Source organism: Variovorax beijingensis (assembly GCF_003951285.1).
GTDB classification, from domain to species: domain Bacteria; phylum Pseudomonadota; class Gammaproteobacteria; order Burkholderiales; family Burkholderiaceae_C; genus Variovorax; species Variovorax beijingensis.
The window spans coordinates 39,025-63,880 of record NZ_RXFQ01000014.1 but is presented as its reverse complement, the minus strand read 5'-3'; the positions used below and the strand labels follow the sequence as shown (position 1 = coordinate 63,880).

Below are 24,856 nucleotides of genomic sequence, written 5' to 3'. Positions count from 1 at the left end.
CCATGAGCAACAACAACCGGCTGTGGCGCTGGCTCGCCTTCATCTTCGTGCTGTCGTTCGGCGCGCTCGGCTACCTGGGCGTGCAGATCTACCTGACCGCGCCGCCGATTCCGAGCGCGGTCTCCAGCGCCGACGGCGAGCCGATCTTCACCGGCGAGCAGATCCAGCGCGGCCAGCAGGTCTGGCTGTCCACCGGCGGACAGCAGCTGGGCTCGGTGTGGGGCCACGGCAGCTACGTCGCGCCCGACTGGTCCGCCGACTGGCTGCACCGCGAGGCCGTGGCGCTGCGCAACCGCCATGCCCAGGCCTTTCGCAAGGACTTCGACTCGCTGAGCCCGGCGGACCGCGGCGCGCTCGCGGCCACGGTGGTCGAGCAGATGCGGCGCAACACCTACGACGCGGCCAGCGGCGTGATCACCGTGCCGGCCGACCGCGCGCAGGCGATCCGGGAGGTGGCGGCGCACTATGACGCGCTGTTCAGCGACGACAGTTCGCTCGCCACGCTGCGCGGCCAGTACGCGATGACGCCGGGCACGCTGCCCGACCGGGCCGACCGCCAGGCGCTCACCGCGTTCTTCTTCTGGACCTCCTGGGCCGCGGCCACCGACCGGCCCGGAGAAACGGGACTGAGCTACACCAGCAACTGGCCGCACGAGCCGCTGGTGGGCAACACCATGACCAGCTCGGCCGCGGTCTGGTCGATGGTCAGCATCTGCCTGCTGCTGGCGGCCATTGCGGCCATGCTGTGGCTGCACGGCAGCCAGCGGCACGAAGCCGAAGCGCAGCCGCCCCAGGCGGACCCGCTGCTGGGCGCGGTGGCGACACCCTCCATGAAGGCCACGCGCAAGTATTTCTTCGCGGTGATCGGCCTCATGCTGCTGCAGATCGCGATGGGCATCGTCACGGCGCACTACGCGGTCGAGGGCGACTCGTTCTTCGGCCTTCCGCTGGCCGAGCTGCTGCCCTATGTCGTGAGCCGCACCGTGCACACGCAGGTGGGCATCTTCTGGATCGCCACCGCGTGGCTGGCCACGGGCCTGTACATCGCGCCGCTGCTGTCCGGCCGCGAGCCCAGGCTGCAGAAGCTCGGGGTGGACGTGCTGTTCTGGGCGCTGATCGCCATCGTGGTCGGCTCCACGCTGACCGGCTGGCTCGGCACGCTGCAGCGCCGCGGCGTCGACTTCAGCTTCTGGCTCGGCAACCAGGGCCTCGAATACACCAGCATGGGCCGCGTCTGGCAGCTGCTGCTGTTCGCGGGCCTGCTGTTCTGGGTCTTCCTGCTGGGCCGCGCGCTGTGGCCCGCACTGGTCAAGCCCTCGGCATCGCGCGGCCTGATCGCGATGGTGTTCCTGTCGGCCACCTGCATCGGCGGCTTCTATTCGACCTCGCTGGTCTGGGGACAGCACACCCACTACTCGATGATCGAGTACTGGCGCTGGTGGCTGGTGCACCTCTGGGTGGAAGGCTTCTTCGAGGTGTTCGCCACCGCCGTGGTCGCACTGATCTTCACGCGCCTGGGGCTGGTGCGCACCGAGAGCGCCAACCGCGCCATCATCGCCGAGACCATCGTGTTCCTGTTCGGCGGCATCCTGGGCACGCTGCACCACCTCTACTTCACCGGCACGCCGACCTCGGTGATCGCCGTGGGCGCAGTGTTCTCGGCGCTCGAGGTGGTGCCGCTCACGCTGATCGGCCTGGAGGCGCTGCAGACCTGGCGCCGCTCGCAGGCCATGCCCTGGCTCGGCGCCTACAAGTGGATCGTCATGTGCTTCGTGGCCGTGGCCTTCTGGAACACCATCGGCGCCGGCGTGCTCGGCTTCGCGATCAATCCGCCGGCCTCGCTCTACTACGTGCAGGGGCTCAACATGACGCCCGCCCACGGCCACGCCGCGCTCTTCGGCGTCTACGGCATGCTGGGCATCGGGCTGATGCTGTTCTGCCTGCGCGGCCTCTACGAGCGCCAGCTGCATGCCGACCGGCTGCTCAAGCCGGCGTTCTGGAGCCTCAACATCGGCCTGGCGATGATGGTGTTCCTGTCGCTGCTGCCCGCCGGCATCTACCAGGCCTGGGCCAGCGTCACGCAGGGGCTGTGGTATGCGCGCTCGGCCGAGGTCGTGCACTCCCGCGTGATGGAGGCGCTGGTCTGGATGCGGGTGCCGGGCGACATCGTCTTTGCCGTGGGCGCGGTGCTGCTCGCGGCCTATGCGCTGCGCCTGCTGCGCCGTCCGGCGGTGCAAGCTGCGCCGCAGGAACCGCCGCGCGCCAGGGGCCGAACAGTCCGGGCCATGCAGGCGGGCCACGTGGCCGAACAGTGATACGGCGCCAGTGCAGCCATGAAGCTCACCGCCTTCACCGACTACAGCCTGCGCGTGCTGATCTACCTGGCCGCGCAGCCCGGGCGCCGCGCCACCATCGGCGAGATCGCGGCCTCCTTCGCGGTGTCCGAGCATCACCTGACCAAGGTGGTGCACTTCCTGGGCAAGGAGGGGTGGCTGGCCAACGTCCGCGGCAAGGGCGGCGGCCTCGCGCTCGCGAAGCCGCCCGAGGCGATCAACATCGGCGACGTGGTGCGGCGCACCGAGGGCGGTGCCATCGTGGAATGTTTCGGGGAAGGCGGCGGCGCGTGCCGCATCACGGGCCTCTGCCGCCTGCAGGGCATCCTGGGCGAAGCCGTGTCGGCCTTCCACGCGGTGCTGCAGCGCTACACGCTGGCCGACCTCGTCCGCAACCGCGAGGCGCTGGCCACGGTGTTCCTGGCAGGCCGCATCGGCGCGGCGCACACCGAACGGGAGGAAACATGAGCTTGCCGGCGGACACGACCTCCTTTCCGTACGAAGGGCCCGAGCCGCTGCGCGAGCCGCTGGCGGCAGCGCTCGCGCGCGTCGTGGATCCCGAGATCTCGATGAACATCGTCGACGTGGGCCTGGTCTACGGCGTCACGGTGGACGCCGCGGTGGCGCACGTGCGGCTCACGATGACCTCCGCGGCCTGCCCAGTGGTCGATCTCATCATGGACGAGGCGGAAGCCGAACTCGACAAGGTGGTGCCGCCCGATCTCCTGATCCGCCTCGAGCTGGTGTGGGAGCCGCCCTGGAGCCCGCAGCGCATGAGCGCCAGCGCCAGGCGGTTCATGGGATGGTAGGCGCTGCAAGCCCCGCCGCCCGTACGGGACGGCCAGCGAGGACCTCGCCGGTGCGTGGCCGGGTTCTCGCGCGTGCGCTGTTCGGCGCGCTGGCCGGTGCGTCGCTGGTAGGCGGCATTGCGGGCGGGCTCTGGCGGCTCGGCGTCGCGGTGCCGGACCCGCTCTCGTTCGCCGCAGCCGGCCAACTGCTGCTGGCGCATGGCGCACTGATGATCTGCGGCTTCCTGGGCACGGTCATCGGCATCGAGCGCGCCGTGGCCGTCAAGCATCGCTGGGCATTTGCAGCGCCTCTGGCGTCGGGCACCGGCGCGCTGTGCCTGGCCTTCGGGCAGCAGGCCGCCGGCGCGTGGCTCGGCGTGGCGGCCGCTGTGTTCTTCCTGGGGGTCAGCGCGCTGGTCGTGTGCCGCCAGCGCGCGGCGCACACGCTGCTGCTGGCGGCCGGTGCGGCCGCGTGGATGGTGGGCAACCTTCTGTTTGCGCTGGGCCGCGACGGCGGCGCCGTGTTCCCGTGGTGGTTCGCCTTCCTGGTCATGACGATCGCGGCCGAACGGCTAGAGATGACGCGGCTCATGCGCCGGCGTCCCGCGGCCAGCCTGACGCTGCAGGCCGTGCTGGCACTGCTGCTGGCCGGCGCCGCATGGTCGGGCACGGCCCCGCGTGCCGGCGGACTCGCCTACGGCACGGCGCTCGTGCTGCTGGCCGCGTGGCTCGCGATGTTCGACATCGCACGGCGCACGGTGTCCACGCACGGCATCAGCCGCTATATGGCGGTCTGCCTGCTGGGCGGCTATGCCTGGCTCGGCGTCGCCGGCGCGGCCTGGGCCGCGGCCGCACTCGGAGGGCCCACCCGCGACATCGCGCTGCACGCACTGGGGCTGGGCTTCGTCGTCAGCATGGTGATGGGGCATGCGCCCGTCGTGCTGCCGGCCGTCGCAGGCATCAAGCTGCGCTTCGGCGCCTTCTTCTACCTGCCGCTGGCCGCGCTGCACCTGTCGCTTGTCGTGCGGCTGATGCTGGGAAGCTTCAGCGATCCGCTGCGCGCCGCCGGGGCTTGGCTCAACGCGGCCGCGATCGTTTTCTTTGCCGTCACCGTGGCCGGCGCGGCCGTCGCGTGGCGCATCCAACATGGCGCCGAGGGCGCCCGAAAGGCCTGACCGTGGCATCCTTCATTCCGCTCGAACCTGCACAGCCTCCATCCACCCAGGCGCCGGCCTTTGCGCTGTGGCAGCTCGGCTTTCGCCCCTTCTACCTGCTGGCCAGCAGCTTCGCGGCGCTGTCTATCGCGCTGTGGGCGATGCAGTTCGCCGGCTGGCTGCCCGGCGCCTACCTGCAGGGGCCGATGTGGCATGCGCACGAGATGCTGTTCGGCTTCACGCTGGCCGTGATCGTCGGATTCCTCTTCACCGCGGGGCGCAACTGGTCGGGCCAGCCCACGCCCACCGGCCTGCAGCTGGCGGCCCTGGCGGCGCTGTGGGTGGCGGGCCGCGTGCTCGTGCTCACGCCCTTTGCGTGGACGGCCGCGGTGGCCAACGCGGCGTTCCCGCTGGCCTGCGCGCTGGCGCTGGCGCGCCCGCTGGTGGCCGCGCGCAACCGGCGCAACTACTTCTTCGTCGGCTTGCTGCTGCTGCTCTCGGGCGCCGCATTCGCCTTTCACCTGTCGGCGCTCGGCGTGATCGAGGTGCCGGCATGGCCGGGCATCCAGCTGGCACTGGACGCCGTGCTGTTCATCATGGCCGTCATGGGCGGCCGGGTGATCCCGATGTTCACCAACAACGGCATCTCGGGCGCCGGCGCCACGCGGCACGCCCTGGTCGAAAAGGCCGCGCTGGGGCTGGTGCTCGCGCTGCTGCTGGCCGACGCCACGGGCCTGCCACCGATGGCCGGGACGGCCGTCGCGCTGGCGGCGGCACTTGCGCATCTGGTGCGCTGGCTGCTCTGGCGGCCCTGGAAGGCGCCCGCCAACACGCTGGTGCTGGTGCTGCACGTGGCCTACGCATGGATTCCGGTGCACCTCACGCTGCGGGCGATGGCGCTGCATGGCCTGGTGCCGGCATCGCTCGCCACCCACGCGCTGACCGTGGGCGCCGCGGGCGGGCTCATCATCGGCATGATGGTGCGCACGGCGCGGGGCCACACCGGCCGGGTGCTGCGCGCGGACCAGGTCGACACCGCCTGCTTCGTGCTGGTCCTGCTCGCCGCGCTGGTGCGGATTCTCGTGCCGCTGGCCGCACCGGCCCACACGGTCGCCGCGGTCCTTTTTTCTGCCGCATTCTGGAGCCTGGGCTTCGGCCTGTTCGCCGTGTGCTACTGGCCGGTGCTGACCCGCGCCCGGGCGGACGGCAAGCCCGGCTGAGCGCTCCCTGCACGCGGGCGCTTGATCCATCGCAATGCGGCCCGCCCACCCTGGGTGCAGGATGCATTCCCTGGCGCTCCAGCAAACAGAAACCCCGGATGTCAAACAACCTTGGAACCCTCGACCGCACCCTGCGCATCGCATCGGGCATGCTGCTGGTCGCGCTTGCCGCGCCCGGCACCATCGCGTCCTGGGGCTACCTGGGGGTGCTGGGAATGCTGACGGGGGTGGCCGGCGTCTGCCCGGTCTATTCGATGCTCGGCCTGGATACCCGTTGGCCCGGCAGGTAGGCGGGTCCGCAGGACTTGCCGTGAAGCCTTGCAGACTCGGACGAACGATATCTGCGACCCGCCGTGCGTCCTTCATTGCAGCCCTTGCGGTCGTCCTTGCCATGCTTTGCACCGGCGGCGCGCTCGCCGGCCACGCCTCGCCCTCCGAGTTGGCCGATGTGTTCCGCGCGCAGGTGAAGCATCGGCTCGACCCACCGCCCGAGGAAGCCAGGCGCTACGGCGAACTGGCGCTCGGCGCGCTCGCGCAGGCCGGCATCGCGCCCGGACCGCAATACGTTGCGCTCGTCGACCGCAGCCCGAACGTGCAGGCGATCTTCATCTACTGGCTGGACGACGGCGCCGCGCCGTTCCTCGTCGGGGCTGCTGCGGCATCCACCGGACGCGGCGGCGGGTTCGATCACTTCGAGACCCCGCTCGGCGTGTTCGAGCACTCCACCGCCAATCCCGACTTCCGCGCCGAAGGCACCCACAACAAGCTCGGCATCCGCGGCTACGGGACGAAGGGCCTGCGCGTGTTCGACCTGGGATGGCAGCAGGCCCGGCGGCTCTGGGGCCAGGGCGGCCTCGGCACGATGCGATTGCAGATGCATGCCACCGACCCGGATCTGCTGGAGCCGCGGCTCGGCAGCGTGCAGTCGAAGGGCTGCATCCGCATCCCGGCCAGCCTGAACCGGCTGCTCGACCGCTTCGGCATGCTCGACGCCGACTACCTCGCGGCCGCGGCGCAAGGCTCGCCGATGTGGGTACTCCCGGCCGACCAGACTCCCGTGGAAGACGCGGGGCGCTACCTGATCGTCGTGGACTCGGAACGCACCGACCGGCCCGCCTGGTCGCCCGCGCCCGGACCGCGCGCCACGGGCACCGCGGCCGGCGGCAGGTGATCGCCGAAACGGCGGCTTCGCTGCGAGTCAGGTCTTCGCGCGCCAGCGCACCTCGAGCGAGACGATATCCACCGCGTCCTCGGTAAAGACGTCGATGGCCAGCGCGCGCTCGTCGGCCTCCAGCGGCTCGTGCACCGCGAGCTGGCGCTCCAGCACCTCCAGGCTGGCCTCCGACGCATCCGTGCCCGAGGCACCGCGCTCGGCCACGCGGCGGCGCAGCACGGCTTCGGCGGCACGGCAGTCCAGGATCGCGAAAGGCAGGCCGAGCTCGGCCGCCAGCACCTGGAAGCTGCGCCGCTCGGCGCTGCGCAGGAAGGCCGCATCCACGATCACCGGATACCCCGCCAGCAGCGCGTCGCGCGCGCAGGCGCGCAAGCGCTCGAAGGTCTGCCGCGTGGCCTGCGCGCCGTAGATGGCCAGGCCCTGCTCGGCGGAGCGGGCGAGCGGAGCGAGGCCGAACAGGCGCTTGCGCTCCACGTCGGAACGGATGCGCACCGCGCCCACGACGCACAGCAGCTGCGAGGCGATGGTCGACTTGCCGGAACCCGAGAACCCGTGCGTGATCAGCAGGCGCGCACGCCCCCGCGCGCTTTGCGCCAGCTGCGCGGCGCACGCCAGGTAGTCGGGCTTCGATGCACCGGCTGGAGCCGGCGCGGCCTGTGGCCCCAGGCCCGCGGCCATGGCCCGCACCAGCGCCCGGTACACCTCGTAGAAGCCGAGCACCTGCAGGCCCGCGTGGTCGCCGCTGTGCTGCAGCCACGCATCCAGGAAGCGGAACGCGAGGTCGGCGCGGCCATGGGCCTTCAGGTCCATGGTGAGGAAGGCGATGTCGCTCATCACGTCGATCCGGCGCATCATGGGATCGAATTCGATGCAGTCGAAGGCAGTGAGTTCACCGTCCACCAGGACGATATTGGCCATGTGCAGGTCGCCGTGGCATTCGCGCACCGCGCCGCCCTGCTGGCGCACGATCCAGGCCATGTGCAGCGCCTGCGCGCGTTCGCGGATCCATGCGGCCAGCGCCGAAAGGCGGCTGTCGCTGCGCTGCACGAGCAGCTGGCTCACGACGTCGACGGCCGCACGAACGATGGCGTCCGGCGCGCCGAAAGCCGACGGCGGCACGACGCGCCCGGCCGCGCCCTGCAGCGCCGCCAGCCGCTGTGCGAAGCCGTCGAGCCAGGCCGGCTCCAGCCGGCCGTCCGCCAGCAGGTTGCGCAGCAGCGACGACTCCGGAAAGCGCCGCATGCGGACCACGTGGTCGATCGGCACGCCCTCGCCGCCAAGCCGCGGCGTCGCGGGCGCGCCGCACACCGGCACCACGTCCAGGTACAGCGACGGCGCGAAGCGCCGGTTCAGGCGCAGTTCTTCCTCGCAGAAATGCCTGCGGGCCGCGATGCCTGAGAAGTCGACGAAAGGAAAGCGCACGGGCTTCTTGAGCTTGTAGGCGAGCGTGGCCGTCAGCAGCACCCATGAGATGTGCGTCTCGACCAGCTCGACGCGCGCGCCGGTTTCGCGCTGCAGCGCCTCGCGCAATGCCTGCACCAGTGTCGTGTCCATCGGTCCTGTCTTCGTTGCGGCGGCCAAGGGAATGAGCGAGAAGGCGCCATGTCGCGCACGGACGGCTTCCTTCGGGCCTGGGGCCGAGCTTGGCACCGGGCGCCACGGCGGCCTTGACCTGAGTCAAGGCCTCGCCGGACGTTCGGCCCGGCTTGCGCCAGATCAATGTGCACCCGCGTGGCAAAAGGTAACTTTGGTCAAGGCAATCGGAGGGTTCAATGCCGCTACTGTTCTTGATGAGGCTTTTTCACACGCCACTGCCTGTGCGGGTGGTCCAGGCAGAGGAAATCCGCCATGTGTCGGTGCTCGTCGCCACAGGTCTGATCGAGGCCAGGATCACGCCCCTTCCTCCGAGAGGGCCCTATCTCAAGTCGACGGTGGCGACCGTGACGCGCATCACGGAAGAAGGACTCGCCGAGATCGCAAAGATGGACTGTGCGCCCAGGTTTCCAAAAAACTCGATGCGATTCGCCCGGGGGTTGCGATTGATGTGATCTCTCCTCGCGGTCAGCTGCGAGCGCTCGCAGCGGTCGGCAAGGAAAGGCGAATGGTTGTCCCCTGTCCAACGGCGCTGGAAATGGCCATCCGGCCGCCCGACTGGGCCGCGAAGCCGGCAACGGCCGAAAGGCCCATGCCGGAAAAAGGGGAGTCCTCCTGGGTCGTGAAAAATGGACTCGCAGCTCTTTCGACAACGTCGGGGCTCATGCCGGTGCCTTTGTCGATGACGTCGAGATTGAGCAAACGACTGTCCCGCCGATCGAGTGCACCGCGCAGCACCAGCCTGCCGCCATGCGGCATGGCCGACTGCGCGTTCCTCACGATCTGTGTCAACGCTTCCTCGAGTGCAGGCGCATCGACGAACAAGGCAGGGCAGTCCCTCTCGACGTCCACGGTGACCACGATGCGGCGGTCAAGGGTATGCCACAGGAGGTTGGCGAAGGAGCTGAGGAATGGCAGCACCTCGATGGATGCAGGCGAAAGCTCCTGACACCGTGCATAGGCGACCAGGGCCGCCGCCAGTGCATCTCCCCTGCGCAGGGCCTGAACCTGTCGATGGGGTACCCTCGATGATCCCGCATCGTTGCCGTTGGCCAGGAGCGTCCGCATGGAGGCGAGCAACTCCCTCAGCGCTGCAGAGACGCCGATCGCGAGATCCGATGCGGGATTCTTCGGCTGCATCTCCATCGGTGCCTCTTCTCGTGAATGAGTAATTCACACATGCTACGCCGGGTGTCGAATGGTGCGACCGGCATCCGGTAGTCAATTCCGCGGCGCCAATTGAAAGATCAGTTACCAACGGCCAGCCCGCGTTGTTGCTACCGCCTGGCGGAACAAGAATTCGCCGGCCCGTGAACGGCGCCGCTCGGGCTTTCGATGCTGCGAACTCTGCGCAGGCCCCATTTGATGCATTCGAACCAGAGCACGTTCAGGACCGCCATCCCGAGACCCGCCGCCAGCAACGCCGGCGACGGCGTCACAAACGAGAACAGACGACCAACGGCAGGCACGGCAAGCACCACGCACAGGACTGCAACGGCTCCCGCGGCGATCCAGCCGAACTGGCGGTTGGATGCAGTGTTGCCGTGCCAGGCCATTCGCTCCCAGGATCGATTGCTTTGAATCAGGCCGAGGTTCGACAGCACCAGCACCATGAAAGTCAGCGTCCTTGCCATGTCGTCCCTGCCGACCTCCAGCGGCGCCATCCAGCGCGCGCCCGCATAGGTCACCAGAAGCACCCCCAGCAACACGCCGCCCTGCCACAGGCCGCGGACCAGCACCGCGGAGTCGAACAGCCGCTGGTCGGGGCGGCGGGGCGGGACCTTCATCGCGCTCTTTTCGAGAGGCTCGGCCTCGAACACAACCGAGCAGGCAGGGTCGATGATCAATTGCAGGAACAGGATGTGGACCGGCATCAACAGCATGGGCCAGCCAAGGACCACCGGCAGGATCGACAGCCCGACGATGGGCACATGGACCGCCACCACGAAAACGATCGCCTTGCGAAGATTCGCGAACACGCGGCGCCCATGGCGGATCGCCGTGACCAGCGAGGCGAAGTCGTCGTTCAGCAGGACCAGCGCGGCCGCCTCGCGGGCCACCTCGGTCCCTCGCGCACCCATCGCCACGCCGATGTCGGCGGCTTTCAGGGCCGGCGCATCGTTCACGCCGTCGCCGGTCATCGCGACCACATCGCCCTGCGCACGGAAAGCGCGCACCAGACGAAGCTTCTGATCAGGCTGGACCCGACAGAAGATGGTTGTCGCGGCCAACCGTGCAGCAAGTGCCTCGTCGGCCAGAGAAGCCATCTCGGCGCCGGTCATGACAGGCGCCTCGGCACTCAGCCCGGCTTGCCGCGCCACCGCGATTGCGGTGGCGGGATGATCCCCCGTCATCATCACGACTCGGATGCCGGCGGCACGGCACTCGGCGATGGCCTGCGGCACGTCGGCCCGTACCGGATCCTCCAGCCCGACCAAGCCAAGGAACCGGAAATCGAAGTCGTGCTGCAGTCCGGGCAGGACATCGGCATCGAAGGTGCCACACGCGACGCCAAGTACACGCAGGCCGTCGGCTGCCATCTCCAGGACCTGTTCGGCGATGCGGCCGGCGCGGCCTGCATCCATGTGGCACAGGTCGACGATGGCTTCGGGAGCTCCCTTGGCGGCAATGAGGAACGCCCGCTGATCGGGTGAACGCCACACGCGCGACATCGCCAGCAATTCCGGCGACAGCGGATAGTCGTCGATCAGGGTCCAGTCGGAATGCAGATGCTCCGTGCCGGCAAGCCATTGCCCGGCGGCTTCGGCGATGGCGGACTCCATCGGGTCGAACGTGCGCCGGTGGCTGGCCAGCACCGCATACTCCAGCAACGGATGCAGTTCCTCCTGCAGGGCGGCACCCTTCGCCTCCAACGCGTCGTACCTTGCATCGCCGGACCGAAGCTGCCGTACGCTCATGCGATTGGCCGTCAGCGTGCCGGTCTTGTCGACGCACAACACCGTGGTGGCCCCGAGCAGTTCGACCGCGGGGATGCTTCGGGCCAACACCTTCTCGCGCACCAGCCGCCAGGCACCCAGGCCGAGGAACAGCGCAAGCACCATCGGCAACTCCTCAGGGATGATGCCCATCGCGAGCGTCAGCCCGGCCAGCAGGCCCTGGAGCCAGTCGCCGCGAAGCGCGCCGTACGCCGCCGCGAGCGCCGCGGCCAGTGCCAGCCCCCCAATTGCCACCCCCTTGACGACGCCTCGTGTCTCCCGTTGGATCGGCGTGGCCTGCACGGCGATGCCGGCCAGCGAGGCGCCGATGCGCCCGAGCGCGCTGCGCGCGCCGATGGCAGTCACGCGCCCCCGTGCGGTTCCTTGCGTCACCAGCGTGCCTGAAAACGCGGTCCAGGCATCCGCCGCCATGGCTTCCTCGCTGGCCACGGCGTGCTTGTTCACCGGCACCGACTCGCCGGTCAGCAATGACTCGTCGATGGCGAGGTTCGACGCGTCGAGGAGCGACATGTCGGCAGGAACACGGTCCCCCTCCGACAGCAGGACCATGTCGCCCACCACCAGTTCCCGTGCCGCGATGCGGCGCACCGTGCCCCCGCGACGGACCAGCGCTTGCGGGCTGGAAAGATCGCGCAGTGCTTCCAGGGAGCGCTCGCTGCGCCGTTGCTGGACAAAGCTGATGCCCATGACGATGAAGACGAAGCCGAGCAGCATGAGCGCTTCCTGCGCATCGCCCAGCGCCAAGTAGATGCTGCCGCAGGCCGCGAGCAGCAGAAACATCGGCTCGGACGCCACCTCGCGCGCCAGCCGCAACACACTGCGCGGGCGAGAGACCGTCACTTCATTCGGGCCGTCCTGCGCCAGGCGCTGGCGCGCCACGACATCTGTCAGATCGCGGGCATCCGCCATGGACGGCTCGGAGCCGCTCGTCCCCTTTTCTTCGGGCGCGTGGGGAGCAACTCGCACTACTTGACCAGTACGACCGGCTGCCTGGCCGTCGCCAGCACACGCTGGGCTACCGAGCCCACCAGAAGATCGACGATGGCGCTTCGCCCTTTCGAGCCCAGGACGATCAGGTCGAACTTGCCCTCCTTGGCGAACCTGACGATCTCCTGCGCCACGTGCCCCGTGCGAATCACCGATCTGTGGTCGATGTCCGCCGTCTTGAGAAATTTCATGGCGGCCTTGAGTTCCGCGGTGCTGCGCTGGTGCAGGAAGGCGATCACGTCCTCGGAACCGAGGATCGAATTCGCGAAGCGCAGGTTGGTGTTGTCGTGCACGCTGATGAGGGTGATCGAGTGCGCTGCCGGACGCAGCCATCCGATCAGCTTGGCCGCGTACTTGACGGCCCTCAGGGCGTACTTCGAGCCATCGGTTGCCACGAGGATCTTCATTCGGATCTTCCTTCCTGTGTGCAGAGGCGCAGCTTGAACGCGTACGGCCCGTTCACGCCGAGGGGTGGGCCGCCTGCTCCTGCTCGAGAAGGCGCTTTCGCTCCTCGACCCACCACGCGGGGGCATCCTGCCGCAGCAACTCGGTGGTCGACGAAAATGGATGAAAGCCATGCGCCAGGCATTCCGTGGTCTGGCCGTCCTTGCATCTCACCTCGGCGGAGGCACCGAGCCAGTCCGGCGGCAGGGGATGCAGAGCGAAAGGATTGTGGATCAGCACCGTGCCTTCGTTCCACTGCTCACGCTGTGCACCGCGTTGGCCGACTTCGTAGGCGTAGCCTGCCGCGGTGGATGTGTCCCCGTTTTCTGCAAGGCAAGCTCCATGGCGCAGCATCCTTGCTGCACTGGCTGCGTGCTCTTCCTGCCCAAGTCGGTTGAACTTCGCGATCGTGGCATCGTTGCAGAACAGGACGCCAGAAACATGCTCGGCCTCCTGGTGACCGAAGAAGCCGTCCGGGAACAGTTCGCCGAGTTCCTGCGACGGGCCGGATCCGAAGAGGAAATGCAGGAGCGCAGATGGCGCGCCATGGGCCTGCCCGTGATCAAAATCCTGAAGGGCAAGGACGAAGGGATGGCCGTCCGCATGAGGCACACGCCAGGCGCGCCGATGCAGCCGCTGGAAGAGAATTCCGCCCAACCCGTGCAATTGCGGCTCGGATGCAACCGACCTTGGCGACGTGACCTGGGGTTCGACCCCAATGACCGGTGTTCCGACAGTGAATGCATCGACGGCCGCCGTGGCGTTGCCCTTTGTCAATAGAAGGGCTGGGGCATCGTGCTTGAGATCGACTCCATGGCCCGCAGCCTTGAACAGCGCAACCAGGAAGAGCTCGAAGAGGGCGCTGTCGAAATCCTTTCGCCGGAAATACTCGAAATAGTCCGGCCGCTTGTCGCGAATTTCCGTCCGATGCAATGCGCTCACCAGCCCGCGCGCAGGCTCGAATTCGGCCCGATCCCGGAGCACGCAGAATCGCGGGTTCAACTGCGCTTCGGGTCGCACCACCTGCTTGAACAGGTCGCACACGGCGTCGGCAGTGACGCAACCAGTGTCGGAACAGATTTTTGAGTCGGAAGCCATGGATTCCTTTGCCAATCCCTTGGCGGGGGACATGCTTGCTGTCACTCTAGGCGGGAGAAGGGGACCGTCGGTTGCGGCAGATCAAGGCGCAGGTCCCTTCACGCATCGGGACTCAGGGTGTACGCGCCAGCTGCCGCAGCGTCGACGATGGTGCGCGCACGCATGTTCGGTCGGTGGATCTCGGCAAGAAATGAACCCCCAAGTGGCCCGGACTTGCGCTGGATCAAACCGCACGCGGATGGCCGGCCGTACATTGAACGGACCGATGAATCGAAAGCGAAAGCCGCAGATTCAAAGGTGACAGTGGGGAATCCCCTCGGGGGAGTTCATGGTGTCGCTCCGACACCGTGGGGATGAAGGCAACCCCAGACTGCCCGGGCTCCAAAGGCCCGGGCGGGGACCTTCACCAGGCCTGCCATCCGCAAGGATGGCGGGCTTCTTTTTTTCCGAGGGGTGGAGTGAGCGGCTCAGTGCGACATCCGCACGGGCAGCGTCATCGACTGCAGGATCGACTGCGTGGCGCCGCTCGGCAGCCCATGACCAGCAGGTCCGCGCTCAGGCTCTTGATCTGCCGCAACCCCCGCCAGGCTTGCGCCGCCCAAGATCGGCTCCAGCCTGCCAGGAGAAACGCATGCCCTTCCCGTCGAACAACATCGGCCCCCTCGACCGCACGCGGCGCGGCGGCGTCTTCCGACTCGCGATCGACTGAGCCTTCGAAGCCGCGTCCATGTGCTTGAACCTGCTCAGGGAACTGTCCGAAACGCCGCTGCCCTGCACCAGGGCCGATGCCGCGCTGATCGACAGGCTGCGCCTGCTCGACGCCGCCGGCCTGATCAAGGTGCTGATTCCGCCGCCGCACGTCGACCGCGACGACTGCCTGCGGCAGGACGCGGCCACCGTCCTCGAGATCACGTCCCGCGGATGGGAAGTCCTGCGCACGAAAGTGGTCGAGGACGAAGCGCCGTCCCTGCCGATGCAGCCGGCACGCTCGCGCAGCGCCGCGCTGGATCGTGTGCGGCTGGCCGCCTCGTTCGGCCGCTCCAGCCGGCATGCCGGCAGCCGCGATACCGACGGTTGAGGCCCTGCCGCCCGTGCGCCTCAGGGCCCGGCCTCGATGCGAACGACCGGTAGCTGCGAGCGCACGAAGCTCAGGGCGTACTGGAGCTCGCCGAGGCTTTCGGCATGCAAGGTGAAGAGCGGCTGGCCTCGATCGACGCGGTCCTGCAAGCGCACGTGCATCGAGGCGCCTGCCGCCGGATCGCGCGGCGCACCGGCCAGCTTGGCCATGCGCGCCACCAGGCGGGTGTCGATGCCCGACACCACCCCGGCCGCGGGCGCGGTCACGCAGTGCGTGTGGGCGGCCTTCGGCGGCACGCGCAGGCCGCCCTGTGCTTCGCAGATTGCAATGAAGCGGGCAAGCGCGCGCCCGTCGTCCAGCGCCGCGCGCGCCAGCGCGTGGCCGCTGCCCGGCGCCGCCTTGCCCGCCAGTTCGAGCAGCAGCCCGGCCAAGAGGAGCGCGCGATCGCGCAGGTCCGACGGTGCGTCGGCGGTGCGTTCGAGCACCGCCATCACATCCATCGCCTCGAGCGCCGGGCCGACGCCGCAGCCGACCGGCTGGCTGCCGTCGGTGAACACCGTCTGCACCTGCAGCCCCAGCGCCGCGCCCACCGCGACCAGGCTGCGCGAGAGCTGGCCGGCGGCCGCATCGCTGCGCACCTTGGCCAATGCGCCCACCGGAATGTCGATCAGCACGCGCTGCGACCCCATCGCGGCCTTCTTGGACAGGATGGACGCCACCATGAGGCCCTCGCTGTCGATGCCCAGCGGCCGCTCCACGCGGATCAGCACGTCGTCGGCGGGGCTCACGCGCATGGCGCTTCCCCAGACGACGCATCCCCCTTCGCGCTCGACCACGCGGCGCATTGCCGCCAGGTCGAGGTCGACCGGCGCGAGCGTTTCCATCACGTCGGCCGAGCCGGCCGCCGAGGTGATGGCGCGCGACGAGGTCTTGGGCATCATCAGGCCGCAGGCCGCGATGATCGGCACCACCAGCAGCGTGGTCCGGTTGCCCGGCAAGCCGCCGATGCAGTGCTTGTCCATCACGGGCGAAGCGCCCCAGTCGATGCGCTCTCCGACGTCGACCATGGCGCGGGTCAGCGCCACGGTCTCGTCCAGGTCGAGGCCGCGGCCGGCGCAGATCGTCACGAAGGAGGCCAGGTGGATGTCGGGAAGGCGCCCGCGGCTCACGTCCTCCATCAGCGCGCGCAGCGCAGCGTAGTCCAGCCTGCCGCCATGCACCTTGTTGCGCAGGTGCGCCAGCGAATCGAGGAGCGGCGGATGGCGCACCACCAGCTCCTCGCCCTCGGCGGCGCCCATCAGGGTCCAGGCCGCCTCCGACAGCGCGATCTCGTCGCCGCGCAGCCAGTCGCTGTTCACCTGGTGCAGGATCGCGAACAGATGGCGCCCGTTGGCGATCACCTCGACCTGCGCCTGCGACTGGAAGCCCTCGGCCCGGCACACGGCGCAGTCGCTGCGCATGTAGACCACGGGCTGCTGGTAGGTGTCGATGCCGGCGCGACGGGCCAGCAGGTGGTTGGGTGACGACATGGGCGCTCCTTGTCCGGATGGAGCTTGGCATGCGCCGGGCGCCCGGGGCTTGATGCCCGTCAAGCCGGCATTCCGGCGCTCACTCGGCGGCGGGGCGGCGAACCGGCAGCGCGTTCAGCGGAATGCGCAGGTAGGACACGCCGTTGCCATCGGGCGGCGGCAGCCGGCCGCCACGCACGTTGACCTGGATCGACGGCAGGATCAGCGTCGGCACTTCGAGCGTGGCGTCGCGCGCGCGCCGCATGGCCACGAACTCGTCCTCGGTGATGCCGTCGCGCACGTGGATGTTGCGCGCGCGCTGCTCGGCGACCGTGGTCCGCCATTGCGCCGGCCGCGATGGCGGCGGGTAGTCGTGGCAGACGTACATCGGCGTCTCGGGCGGCAATTCCAGCAACCGGCGCATCGATGCGTACAGCTGGCGCGCATCGCCTCCGGGGAAGTCTGCCCGCGCGCTGCCGAGGTCCGGCATGAAGAGCGTGTCGCCGACGAACGCCGCGCCGCCGATCAGATAGGCCATGTCGGCGGGCGTGTGACCGGGCACCAGGATGGCGGTGGCTTCGATGGCGCCGATGCCAAAGGTCTCGCCGTCCTTGAACAGGTGGTCGAACTGGCTGCCGTCGGGCAGGAAGCCGCGCTCCAGGTTGAAGAGCTTCTTGAAGGTGGCCTGCACCGTGCGGATGTGCTCGCCGATGGCAATGCGCCCGCCGACCCGCTCCTGGAGATAGCTGGCCGCCGAGAGGTGATCGGCATGGGCATGGGTCTCCAGGATCCAGTCGACCTGCAGCCCGTGCCCGGCCACGCAGGCCAGCACCCGGTCCACGGACGCGGTGCCGGTGTGGCCCGACTTGAAGTCGTAGTCGAGCACCGGGTCGATCACGGCAGCACGCAGGCTGCCCGGATCCCACACGACGTAGGAGACGGTTCCGGTCTGGGGGTCGAAGAAGGCCTGGATGGAGGCTGGGGTGTTCATTCGGTTTGGCGGCGTCGATCAATAACCCGTCACCAGACATTATATGAATTCATATATTAAAATCCAAGCCCGATCGCCGAGCAAATTTCACGCACGCCATGACATCGCCCCACCCCGTCTTCGATGCCGAGATCCTGCGCGGCGCCGCCGCGCGGGTGGCCGGCGTGCTGAAAGTGCTGGCCAACGAAGATCGAATGCTCCTGCTGTGCCAGCTGTCGCAGGGCGAGATGTGCGTGAGCGAGCTCGAAGCGCAGCTTGGCATCCGCCAGCCGACGCTGTCCCAGCAGCTCGGCGTGCTACGCAATGAAGGCGTGGTCGCCACGCGCCGTCAAGGCAAGAACATCTTCTACGCTGTGGCGGATCCGGCGCTGCTCGAGGTCCTCGCCCTGCTCTACCGGATCTACTGCCCGAAGGAAAGACGCTGACCCCCGCTTTGCGGGCGCGCCTTCCGCCGGCGTCTTAAGGCAAATCGAATCTGCCGCCGCGATCATGTGATGTGCGGCCTGCCCACGGGGCGGCTGCGACATGAGCCTACGTGGAGATGCCAATGAACATTGCAGCCGAGTCCGGTGGCGCCGCCGCCGTTGCGCCATCGTGCGCCGAGGCGCCAGAGCCGCGCAGCAAGGAGGTCCCCGCCGCCGCCAGCGGCCGCCGCCTTGCGGATGCCGCGGTCCTCGCCATCATGGGGGTCCTGGCCATCGGAGCCGCCGCCCTCGTGTGCGGGATCTACAACGCCTTCGACGACGAGTGGTTCGGGATGAGCGGGTCTACACTGTCCCGCATCCTGGCTCTGGCCGGCTTCTGAGGCCAAGGAGCGCCGCTTTCACATGCGCTTGCTGATTGTCGAAGATGATCCCCTGCTCGGCGATGCGCTGGCCACCGGCCTGCGCCAGCTCGGCCATGCGGTCGACTGGTTCGGCAGCGGCGGCCAGGCCGACGCAGCACTGTCCGGCGCCTCGTTCGATGCCTTGGTGCTGGACCTGGGACTCCCGGGCGGCGACGGCATGACCTGGCTGCGCCGCTGGCGCGATCGGGGGCTGAAGCTGCCGCTGCTCATCCTGACGGCGCGCGACGGCGTCGAACAGCGCATCGCCGGCCTCGATGCCGGGGCCGACGACTACCTGGTCAAACCCATCACCATCGACGAACTCGCCGCTCGCCTGCGGGCGCTGGTGCGCCGCGCGGCCGGCCGCGCCCAACCGGTCTGGCAGCACGGTGCGCTCGAGTACGACCCCGCCAGGAAACTCGTGCTCTGGAAAGGCGAATCCGTCGATCTGACCGGACGCGAACTGGCGCTGCTCGAGGCGCTCCTGGCGCAGCCGCAGCGCGTGCTCTCGAAAGCCCATCTGCAGGAAAAGCTCTATGACTGGAGCGGCACGGAGCCCGAAGGCAATGTCCTCGAGGTCCACATCCATCACCTGCGGCGCAAGATCGACCCGGGCATCGTGCGGACCGTGCGCGGCGTGGGCTATGCGCTCGGCGCCGGCCAGCCCTCGCCATGAGCCTGCAGCGCCGCCTTCTGCTCTACCTGCTGGTTTGCGCGCCGCTGGTTTGGGGCGTGGCGCTGTACTTCTCCATCAGCCGGGCCCGGCATGAGGTCAACGAGCTGTTCGACACCGAACTGATCCGGCTGGCGCGCCAGGTGCAGTCCACGTTGAGCCCCAGCCATCCGGGCGCTACGCCGGTGCTGCCGCCTCCGCCCGGCGAAGGCACCCGGGAGGCCGGGGAGTCGGACGTGCGCGATCTCGCCGTGGCGGCGTGGGATGCAAAGGGCCGCCTCGTGATCGCAGACCACGAAGGCGCGGTGCTGCCGCGGCGGCCCGATGCGAGCGGCTTCGTCGACGAGAAGATCGGGACCAGGACGTGGCGCATCTACTACCTGCAGTCCTTCGACGGCGCTTGGCTGGTAGCCGCCGGCCAGGACGCGTACGAGCGCGATGAACTGGTGTACGGCCTCACGGTCACGCAGGTCGTCCCGTGGCTGCTGGTGCTGCCCTTTCTGCTGGCGGTGATGGCGTGGGCCGTGCGCCGCGCCCTGGCGCCGATGCACCAGCTCACCGCCGAGCTGCGGCGCCGCAAGGCCGACGATCTGCAGGCCGTGCCCGTCGACCGCGCACCGGCCGAGCTCAAGCCCCTGCTGGGCGCCATGAACGGACTGTTCGCCCGCATCGAGCAGCTGCTGGTGCGCGAGCGCCGCTTCACGGCCGACGCCGCGCACGAACTGCGCACGCCGCTGGCCGTGCTGCGCGCCCAGTGGGACGTGGTGCGCCGCGCCGGCAGCGAGGCCGAACGCACCGCGGCCGAAGCCAAGCTCAGCGCCGGCCTCGATCGCATGGGACGGCTGGTGACGCAGATGCTCTCGCTCTCGCGCGTGGAGTCCGGCGTCGCGCCGGCCCTGACCGCCGAGGTGCAGTGGCCGCGGATCGTCGAGCAGGCCATGAGCGATTGCCTGGCGACGGCCGAACGCCGCCGCATCGAACTGGCCTGCGAATGGCCACCGCGTGGATCGCACCCCCTGCCGATCCTCGGCGACGAGCACCTGCTGACGATGCTGCTGCGCAACCTGCTCGACAACGCAGTCCGCTATGCGCCGGAAGGGTCGAGCGTGGTGCTGCGCATCGGGCGCGAGCACCTGGAGCTCGAAAACGAAGGGGAGCCGCTGTCGGCCGAACAACTGACGCGGCTGGGCGAGCGCTTCTACCGGCCCGACGGGCAGCAGGAAGGCGGCAGCGGCCTGGGGGTGTCGATCGTCCGGCGCATTGCCGAACTGCACGGCCTCGAGTTGCAGTTCGGCCCCGGCGAGGGCGGCCGGGGGGTGAAGGCAACACTGCAATTCGATGCGGCGCACCGCTGACGGAGCGGCCTACCTGGCCCTGGCCTTTTCCAGCAGCTGGCGCGCTTCGTCGCGGCGCCCGCTGTCGGCCACCTGCCGGCCGGGCCGGGGCGGCGCCTGCAAGGCCCGCTCGAGATAGGCAACGGCCTGGTCGGGCTGGCGGACCTCGACCAGGTACTCGCCGTAGAAGAAGTTCGGATCGATTCCCTTCGGATTGAGCGCCAGTGCCTTCTGCAGCAGTTCCTTCGCCTTGGCCTTGTCGCCGAACCCTACCGGCCAGCCCGGGACCTTGTAGTAGAGAACGCCCAGGCTGTTGTAGGCCGAGCCGTCGAGCACATTGCCGTCGATCGCGATCGCGGCTTCGTACAGGGCCTTGGCCTGCTTCACCAGCCCCAGCGCGCCGAGGCCGCCCCTCTCGCCCGCCCACGAGCTGACGATGATGCCTTCCCAGACCAGGGGCTCTGCGCGGCCCGGGTAGGTTTCGCTCACCTTGCGGGCCTTGGCGGCCAGGGCCTCGAAGCGCTTCTCGCGTTCGGCCGCGGGCGTCTGGTAGCGGATCGCTTCCCAGTCGTGCTGCAGCTCGACCACGGCATCGTCGACGCCGGCCGCGAAGGCCGCGCGCGGAAGCGCGGCTCCCAACGCAGCGGCAGCGGCGATGCCGATCAGCCACCGGCGTTGCACCGCGGATGGCATGGACGAAGAAGGGAGTCGTGAAGCGGTCGGTGTCATGGGTGGTCCTTTGTGGGTCAGTGCACGCTGTGCAGCAGCGAATGGGAGTCGGCTTCGGCGGAGGCACCGACGGTGTCCGGGCACTCGAGGAAAGGCTGCGCCGGCGGCGCGAGCGACGGCAGCGCGCGGCGGTGCTTGTCGAAGGCGCCGTCCAGCAGCTCCGGCGCGAGCCCGTTGAGCCGGACGGCCAGCTTCTCGGGAAAGCCCAGGAAGCACTCGGCGTCCTCGCTCTCGATGAGCCGCAGCAGTGCCGCCGCGGGGATGTCGGGCCGATCCGTCGCCGTGCCCGTGGCCTCGTTGTAGCCTTCCACTTCGGCGCTGTTGAACCCGGTGCGCGTGGTGCGCGGGCCGAGGTATTGCACGCGCACCTGCGTATCGCCGAGCTCGCGGCGCAGCGATTCCGCGAATCCGCGAAGCCCGAACTTGCTGGCGCAATACACGCTGAAGCCCGGCAGGCCGAGGCGTCCCAGCACCGAGCCCACGCAGACGACCTGCGCCCGCGGCAGGCTGCGCAGATGAGGCAGCAGCGCCTGGGTCAGCAGCATCGGCACCAGCAGGTTGAGGTGCAGCACCTGCGCCATGTCATTCGCGGCCAGCGATTCGACCCGGCCGAAACCCGATGCGCCCGCGTTGTGAACCAGCACGTTGCTGCCCCAGCCGGATGCCACCTCGGCAATGCCCGCCAGGCTGGCGACGCGCGTCAGGTCGGCGGCGTACCACTCCACCCGGGGCCGGGGCACGCCGCAGTCGCGCACCAGGGCCCTCGCCTGCGCCGCCAGCCGCGCCGGCGATCGGCCCACCAGCATCACCGACGCGCCGGCATTCACCAGGCGCGTCGCCGCGGCCTGGCCGATGCCGCCGCTCGCGCCGGTCAGCAGCACCCGGGCTTCGGCGGTCTTCATGCACCCGCTCCGGCACCGGCGTTCGCCTGCGGCAGCGGCAGGCTGCGGAACACGTCGCCATACAGGCGGTAGAAGGCACGCGCGGCATGGACGATGTCCGCCTGGTCCTGCGGGTCCTCGACCTGGTTCATCAGCAGCTCGAAATGCGCGGTGTGCTCCCGGTCCAGCATGCCGTGCGAGCGCAGGTAGGTGAACGCGGCATCGGGCAGCTCCAGGGGCTTCTGGATCTGGTCGGCGGCCATCAGCGCCAGTGACACGCTGGTGCCCTCCAGCACATGCACCATCCCGAAGAACCCGAGCGGATTGCGCCGCGCGATGGTGTCGTAGGCGTAGGCCACCATGACCTCCGTGGCATGGCCGGGCGGTCCGTTGCGCACGGCCTGCGCATCGCCGCCGGCGGCGCGGATGTCGTCGAGGATCCATTCGTCATGGCCCCGCTCTTCCTCCACGTATTCGTCGAGAGGTCCGCGCAGCCACGCATTGCGTTCCGGCAAGGCCGCCTTGCAGGCCTGCAGCAGGGGCACGGTGTGGCGCACGTGGTGGTAAGCCTCGCGCAGGAAGGCCAGGTAGCTCGGCAGCGAGACCTCGCCGCGCAGGCAGCCCTGGATGATGGGCGTGCCGAGCAGGCCCGCGCGGGTGTCGGTGGTCTGTGCGACCAGGCGGTCATGGAAACTCATGGGGACTCCAGTGGATTCGGTCAGGATGCGGCGGCGATGTCGAGGGCATCGGCGTGCAGTTGCAGGATGGCGGCGCGTTGCGCACGGCCGTTGGCCGTGGCCATGCCGGATGCGGCATCGAAGTTCGCCCGGCCCCGGACCCAGCGCCGGATCCGGGCATAGTCGGGCAGCGTGGCATTGGCGGCGTCGACGGCGGCCTGCAGCTGCGCATCGGGCGCGTCGGCCCGCACCGGCCAGAGCACTGCGCTCAGTGCCGGCTGGGCGTCGCCGAACACCACGGCCTGGGCAACGGCGTGCTCGCCGCGCAGGGCCGTCTCGACCCATTCGGGCGACACGTTGCGGCCGAAGGCGGTGATCAGAAGATGCTTCTTGCGGCCGCTGATGTGGAGGTAGCCATCCGCGTCGATCCGGCCCAGGTCGCCCGTGGGCCACCACTGCGGCGGTGCAGCGGCGTCGCCGAGGTAGCCGAGGAACAGGCTGCCGGCCACCTCCACTTCGCCGTCCGGCGCGATGCGCAGCCGCGCATGCGGCAGCGCGCGGCCGGCCGTGCCGGGGCGGTCGTGCCCGGGCAGGTTGAGCGTCTGCACGGAAGCGCCTTCGGACAGGCCATAGCCTTCGAAAGCCGGAATGCCGAGCGCGCGTGCGTCGCGGAGCAGCTTGGCGCCCACCGCCGCCCCGCCCACGGCCACCAGCTTCAGCGAGTCCGGCGCACGCTGGCCGCTTTGCAGCAGGTAGCCGGACCAGGCGCGCAGCATCTGCGGCAGCAGGATGATGCTGTGCGGCTGCTGCGCCACCGCGCAGGCATGGAAGCGGGCCGCGTCGAAGCCCGAGGAGCCGTTCAGGCCCAGCTGCTGCAGGGGCAGCGTGACGCAGGTGGCGCCGCGCAGCAGCGGCGCCATCACGCCCGCGATGTTCTCCAGCAGCACCGCGAACGGCAGCGCGCAGAGGTGGCGGCGGATGTCGAGCGGCGCCATCGCCTCGACGAGGCCCTCGGCCACCCGGCGCATGGCATCGGCATCGAGGCACACGCCCTTGGGCGCGCCGGTGGTGCCGGAAGTGAACGTGATCTTGGCCGTGCCCGCCGGCATCGGCGGGGCCGCCGCCGCCAGGCGCACGATCGACAGCGGCTGGCCCGCGACCGCCAGGCCCGAGGCGGCGCCTGCCGGCCAACGCGCGGCGAGGGGCGGCAGGGTCAGCACGGTGTCCACGCCGGCAGCGCGCAGCGCATGGTCGATCTGCCCGGGTGCGAAGAACACCGGCAGCGGCACATGCACCACCTTCGCCCGCGCTGCAGCCAGGTCGGCCACCACCCAGGCGGGCGAGTTGTCCATCAGGGTGGCGACGACGCGGCTGCCTTCTGCCCGCAGCCGTTCGGCGAGCCGGTTCGCCTCGTCTTCCAGTTCGGCGAACGCGAGGCGGCGCTCGCCGTCGTCCAGCGCCACGCCGGACGCCTCGGTGCGCGGGCTCACGCCTGTGCTCCCGGGGCCGTGGACCGGCGCGCCATGTGGCGGCGCAGCGCAAGCCGCAGATGGGAGGCCAGCACCACGGGATGGTGGTCGTAGTAGCTTCCCCAATGCACGGCCTCGGCACCCAGCGCGGACGCGTCGGCCGCGCCGAGCGTCAGCGGAACCACGCCCAGGCGCACGAGCATCTTGCGCAGCTCCTGGGTCACCGTGCCGACGATCCACTCGAAGCCTTCGGTCGCCAGATGCGGCGCCAGCCACTGGATCAGCTGCCGTCCCTCGCCGGCGCGGCTTGCCGCGAGATGCCCGACCTCGACGATGTCCTCGCGCGCCGGGTGGCCGAGCGCGCAGCCGGCGAGCAGCACCTCGACGGGCGACGACAGGTAGTGCTCGAGAAACAGCGCACCGTGCGCCGCGTTGCGGTAGCCGGCCGCGGCGACGAGCTCGCCGTTCCTGCGCAGGCTCACCAGCCGCGGCGCAAAGTGCGACACCTGCGCGCCGTAGCGGTGCGCGTAGATGCCGCGGATGAAATCCTCGACCGCGGCGCGGCGCGGATCGTGGCGCTCGTGCACCGCGAATTCGGCCGGGGTCACGGCGGGAACGCCGGCTGGCGGCTCGACCATGCGGGTGCGGGGCGACAGGGACATGAACATGCACTTTCCTCAGGAAACCCGCCGCCGGCAGCGGTCCGGGCATGGGGTGCATGGTCGCTGCCGCCGATTAACGCCAGCTTAAGGAAGCCGCCGCAGGGCATTCGCCCCGGCACCAGCCGCACCCTTGATCCAGCGCCACGCGCCATGGCCCGCGCTCTGCGGAATGAACACGCGCTTCGCCACGTTCCGCCAACCCGATTCCGAAAGAAGTTTCCATGAACCTCTCATCCATCTGGACGCGGCGCCTGCTGGCCGGGGGCGGCGGCAGTCAGCC

25 protein-coding genes are annotated in these 24,856 nt (G+C 69.5%); 13 read left to right on the top strand and 12 right to left on the bottom strand.

Annotation, left to right across the window (positions count from 1 at the left end; translation table 11 throughout):
* Window positions 1-2 precede the first annotated feature (2 nt).
* From EJO66_RS22445 to EJO66_RS22415, 7 genes are all read left to right on the top strand, one after another.
* Window positions 3-2,315, top strand: coding sequence for a nitric-oxide reductase large subunit (locus tag EJO66_RS22445; protein WP_125966166.1), 2,313 nt, complete (start codon window positions 3-5; stop codon window positions 2,313-2,315).
* 18 nt (window positions 2,316-2,333) lie between these two features.
* Complete coding sequence (locus EJO66_RS22440) at window positions 2,334-2,801, top strand: Rrf2 family transcriptional regulator (protein WP_125966165.1); 468 nt, start codon at window positions 2,334-2,336, stop codon at window positions 2,799-2,801.
* Window positions 2,798-3,142, top strand: a complete 345-nt coding sequence (locus tag EJO66_RS22435; protein WP_125966164.1) for a metal-sulfur cluster assembly factor — start codon at window positions 2,798-2,800, stop codon at window positions 3,140-3,142. Before EJO66_RS22440 ends, EJO66_RS22435 begins: the two co-directional genes overlap by 4 nt.
* Window positions 3,143-3,192: 50 nt before the next feature.
* Window positions 3,193-4,296, top strand: coding sequence for a hypothetical protein (locus EJO66_RS22430; protein WP_125966163.1), 1,104 nt, complete (start codon window positions 3,193-3,195; stop codon window positions 4,294-4,296).
* Window positions 4,297-4,298: 2 nt separating this feature from the next.
* Window positions 4,299-5,495: an NnrS family protein gene (locus EJO66_RS22425; protein WP_125966162.1), complete on the top strand. Its 1,197-nt coding sequence runs from the start codon at window positions 4,299-4,301 to the stop codon at window positions 5,493-5,495.
* 98 nt (window positions 5,496-5,593) lie between these two features.
* A complete protein-coding gene (locus tag EJO66_RS22420; protein ID WP_125966161.1) occupies window positions 5,594-5,785 on the top strand; it encodes a YgaP family membrane protein in 192 nt (63 codons plus the stop codon).
* A 101-nt stretch (window positions 5,786-5,886) separates the two neighbouring features.
* The gene (locus EJO66_RS22415; protein ID WP_240648675.1) at window positions 5,887-6,666 is read left to right on the top strand and encodes a murein L,D-transpeptidase; all 780 of its coding nucleotides are present in this window, start codon (window positions 5,887-5,889) and stop codon (window positions 6,664-6,666) included.
* Window positions 6,667-6,693: 27 nt separating this feature from the next.
* On the opposite strand, the gene EJO66_RS22410 is transcribed toward EJO66_RS22415, so the two are convergent.
* Window positions 6,694-8,223, bottom strand: a complete 1,530-nt coding sequence (locus EJO66_RS22410) for a bifunctional aminoglycoside phosphotransferase/ATP-binding protein (protein ID WP_125966159.1) — start codon at window positions 8,221-8,223, stop codon at window positions 6,694-6,696.
* Window positions 8,224-8,441: 218 nt separating this feature from the next.
* On the opposite strand from EJO66_RS22410, the gene EJO66_RS22405 reads away from it, so the two are divergent.
* On the top strand, window positions 8,442-8,717 hold the full coding sequence (locus tag EJO66_RS22405) for a hypothetical protein (RefSeq protein ID WP_125966158.1): 276 nt from the start codon (window positions 8,442-8,444) through the stop codon (window positions 8,715-8,717).
* 13 nt (window positions 8,718-8,730) lie between these two features.
* Here the strand turns inward: EJO66_RS22405 and EJO66_RS22400 are convergent, their stop codons facing one another.
* The 4 genes from EJO66_RS22400 to EJO66_RS22385 all read right to left on the bottom strand — a co-directional run bounded on the left by EJO66_RS22400 (window position 8,731) and on the right by EJO66_RS22385 (window position 13,781).
* On the bottom strand, window positions 8,731-9,408 hold the full coding sequence (locus EJO66_RS22400) for an ATP-binding protein (RefSeq protein ID WP_125966157.1): 678 nt from the start codon (window positions 9,406-9,408) through the stop codon (window positions 8,731-8,733).
* Window positions 9,409-9,539: 131 nt separating this feature from the next.
* Window positions 9,540-12,128, bottom strand: a complete 2,589-nt coding sequence (locus EJO66_RS22395) for a cation-translocating P-type ATPase (protein WP_125966156.1) — start codon at window positions 12,126-12,128, stop codon at window positions 9,540-9,542.
* Window positions 12,129-12,184: 56 nt separating this feature from the next.
* A complete protein-coding gene (locus EJO66_RS22390; protein WP_125966155.1) occupies window positions 12,185-12,613 on the bottom strand; it encodes a universal stress protein in 429 nt (142 codons plus the stop codon).
* Window positions 12,614-12,665: 52 nt separating this feature from the next.
* Window positions 12,666-13,781: a hypothetical protein gene (locus EJO66_RS22385; protein ID WP_125966154.1), complete on the bottom strand. Its 1,116-nt coding sequence runs from the start codon at window positions 13,779-13,781 to the stop codon at window positions 12,666-12,668.
* 694 nt (window positions 13,782-14,475) lie between these two features.
* Here EJO66_RS22385 and EJO66_RS22380 point away from each other — a divergent pair.
* A complete protein-coding gene (locus EJO66_RS22380; RefSeq protein ID WP_125966153.1) occupies window positions 14,476-14,826 on the top strand; it encodes a hypothetical protein in 351 nt (116 codons plus the stop codon).
* Between the two features lie 20 nt (window positions 14,827-14,846).
* Here the strand turns inward: EJO66_RS22380 and EJO66_RS22375 are convergent, their stop codons facing one another.
* Both EJO66_RS22375 and EJO66_RS22370 read right to left on the bottom strand, forming a co-directional pair.
* Window positions 14,847-16,355: a thymidine phosphorylase family protein gene (locus EJO66_RS22375; protein WP_125966152.1), complete on the bottom strand. Its 1,509-nt coding sequence runs from the start codon at window positions 16,353-16,355 to the stop codon at window positions 14,847-14,849.
* Between the two features lie 79 nt (window positions 16,356-16,434).
* Entirely contained in the window at window positions 16,435-17,325 is an 891-nt protein-coding gene (locus EJO66_RS22370) for an MBL fold metallo-hydrolase (RefSeq protein WP_125966151.1), read from the bottom strand.
* A 98-nt stretch (window positions 17,326-17,423) separates the two neighbouring features.
* On the opposite strand from EJO66_RS22370, the gene EJO66_RS22365 reads away from it, so the two are divergent.
* From EJO66_RS22365 to EJO66_RS22350, 4 genes are all read left to right on the top strand, one after another.
* Window positions 17,424-17,750 (top strand): ArsR/SmtB family transcription factor, encoded by a 327-nt coding sequence (locus EJO66_RS22365; RefSeq protein WP_125966150.1) that lies wholly within the window; start codon window positions 17,424-17,426, stop codon window positions 17,748-17,750.
* 122 nt (window positions 17,751-17,872) lie between these two features.
* Complete coding sequence (locus EJO66_RS22360; protein WP_125966149.1) at window positions 17,873-18,130, top strand: hypothetical protein; 258 nt, start codon at window positions 17,873-17,875, stop codon at window positions 18,128-18,130.
* A gap of 22 nt (window positions 18,131-18,152) precedes the next feature.
* Window positions 18,153-18,827, top strand: a complete 675-nt coding sequence (locus EJO66_RS22355) for a response regulator (RefSeq protein ID WP_125966148.1) — start codon at window positions 18,153-18,155, stop codon at window positions 18,825-18,827.
* Window positions 18,824-20,179, top strand: coding sequence for an ATP-binding protein (locus EJO66_RS22350; protein ID WP_125966147.1), 1,356 nt, complete (start codon window positions 18,824-18,826; stop codon window positions 20,177-20,179). The genes EJO66_RS22355 and EJO66_RS22350 overlap by 4 nt, the downstream gene beginning before the upstream one ends.
* A 9-nt stretch (window positions 20,180-20,188) precedes the next feature.
* Here the strand turns inward: EJO66_RS22350 and EJO66_RS22345 are convergent, their stop codons facing one another.
* Genes EJO66_RS22345 through EJO66_RS22325 form a run of 5 tightly spaced genes read right to left on the bottom strand, consistent with a single transcriptional unit; the run spans window position 20,189 to window position 24,576 of the window.
* Window positions 20,189-20,851, bottom strand: a complete 663-nt coding sequence (locus EJO66_RS22345; RefSeq protein WP_206168886.1) for a tetratricopeptide repeat protein — start codon at window positions 20,849-20,851, stop codon at window positions 20,189-20,191.
* Window positions 20,852-20,904: 53 nt separating this feature from the next.
* A complete protein-coding gene (locus tag EJO66_RS22340) occupies window positions 20,905-21,789 on the bottom strand; it encodes an SDR family oxidoreductase (protein ID WP_125966146.1) in 885 nt (294 codons plus the stop codon).
* Complete coding sequence (locus EJO66_RS22335) at window positions 21,786-22,466, bottom strand: iron-containing redox enzyme family protein (RefSeq protein ID WP_125966145.1); 681 nt, start codon at window positions 22,464-22,466, stop codon at window positions 21,786-21,788. The genes EJO66_RS22340 and EJO66_RS22335 overlap by 4 nt, the downstream gene beginning before the upstream one ends.
* A gap of 20 nt (window positions 22,467-22,486) precedes the next feature.
* A complete protein-coding gene (locus tag EJO66_RS22330) occupies window positions 22,487-23,935 on the bottom strand; it encodes an AMP-binding protein (RefSeq protein ID WP_164547881.1) in 1,449 nt (482 codons plus the stop codon).
* The gene (locus tag EJO66_RS22325; RefSeq protein WP_240648672.1) at window positions 23,932-24,576 is read right to left on the bottom strand and encodes a thermostable hemolysin; all 645 of its coding nucleotides are present in this window, start codon (window positions 24,574-24,576) and stop codon (window positions 23,932-23,934) included. The genes EJO66_RS22330 and EJO66_RS22325 overlap by 4 nt, the downstream gene beginning before the upstream one ends.
* Between the last annotated feature and the right edge of the window lie 280 nt (window positions 24,577-24,856).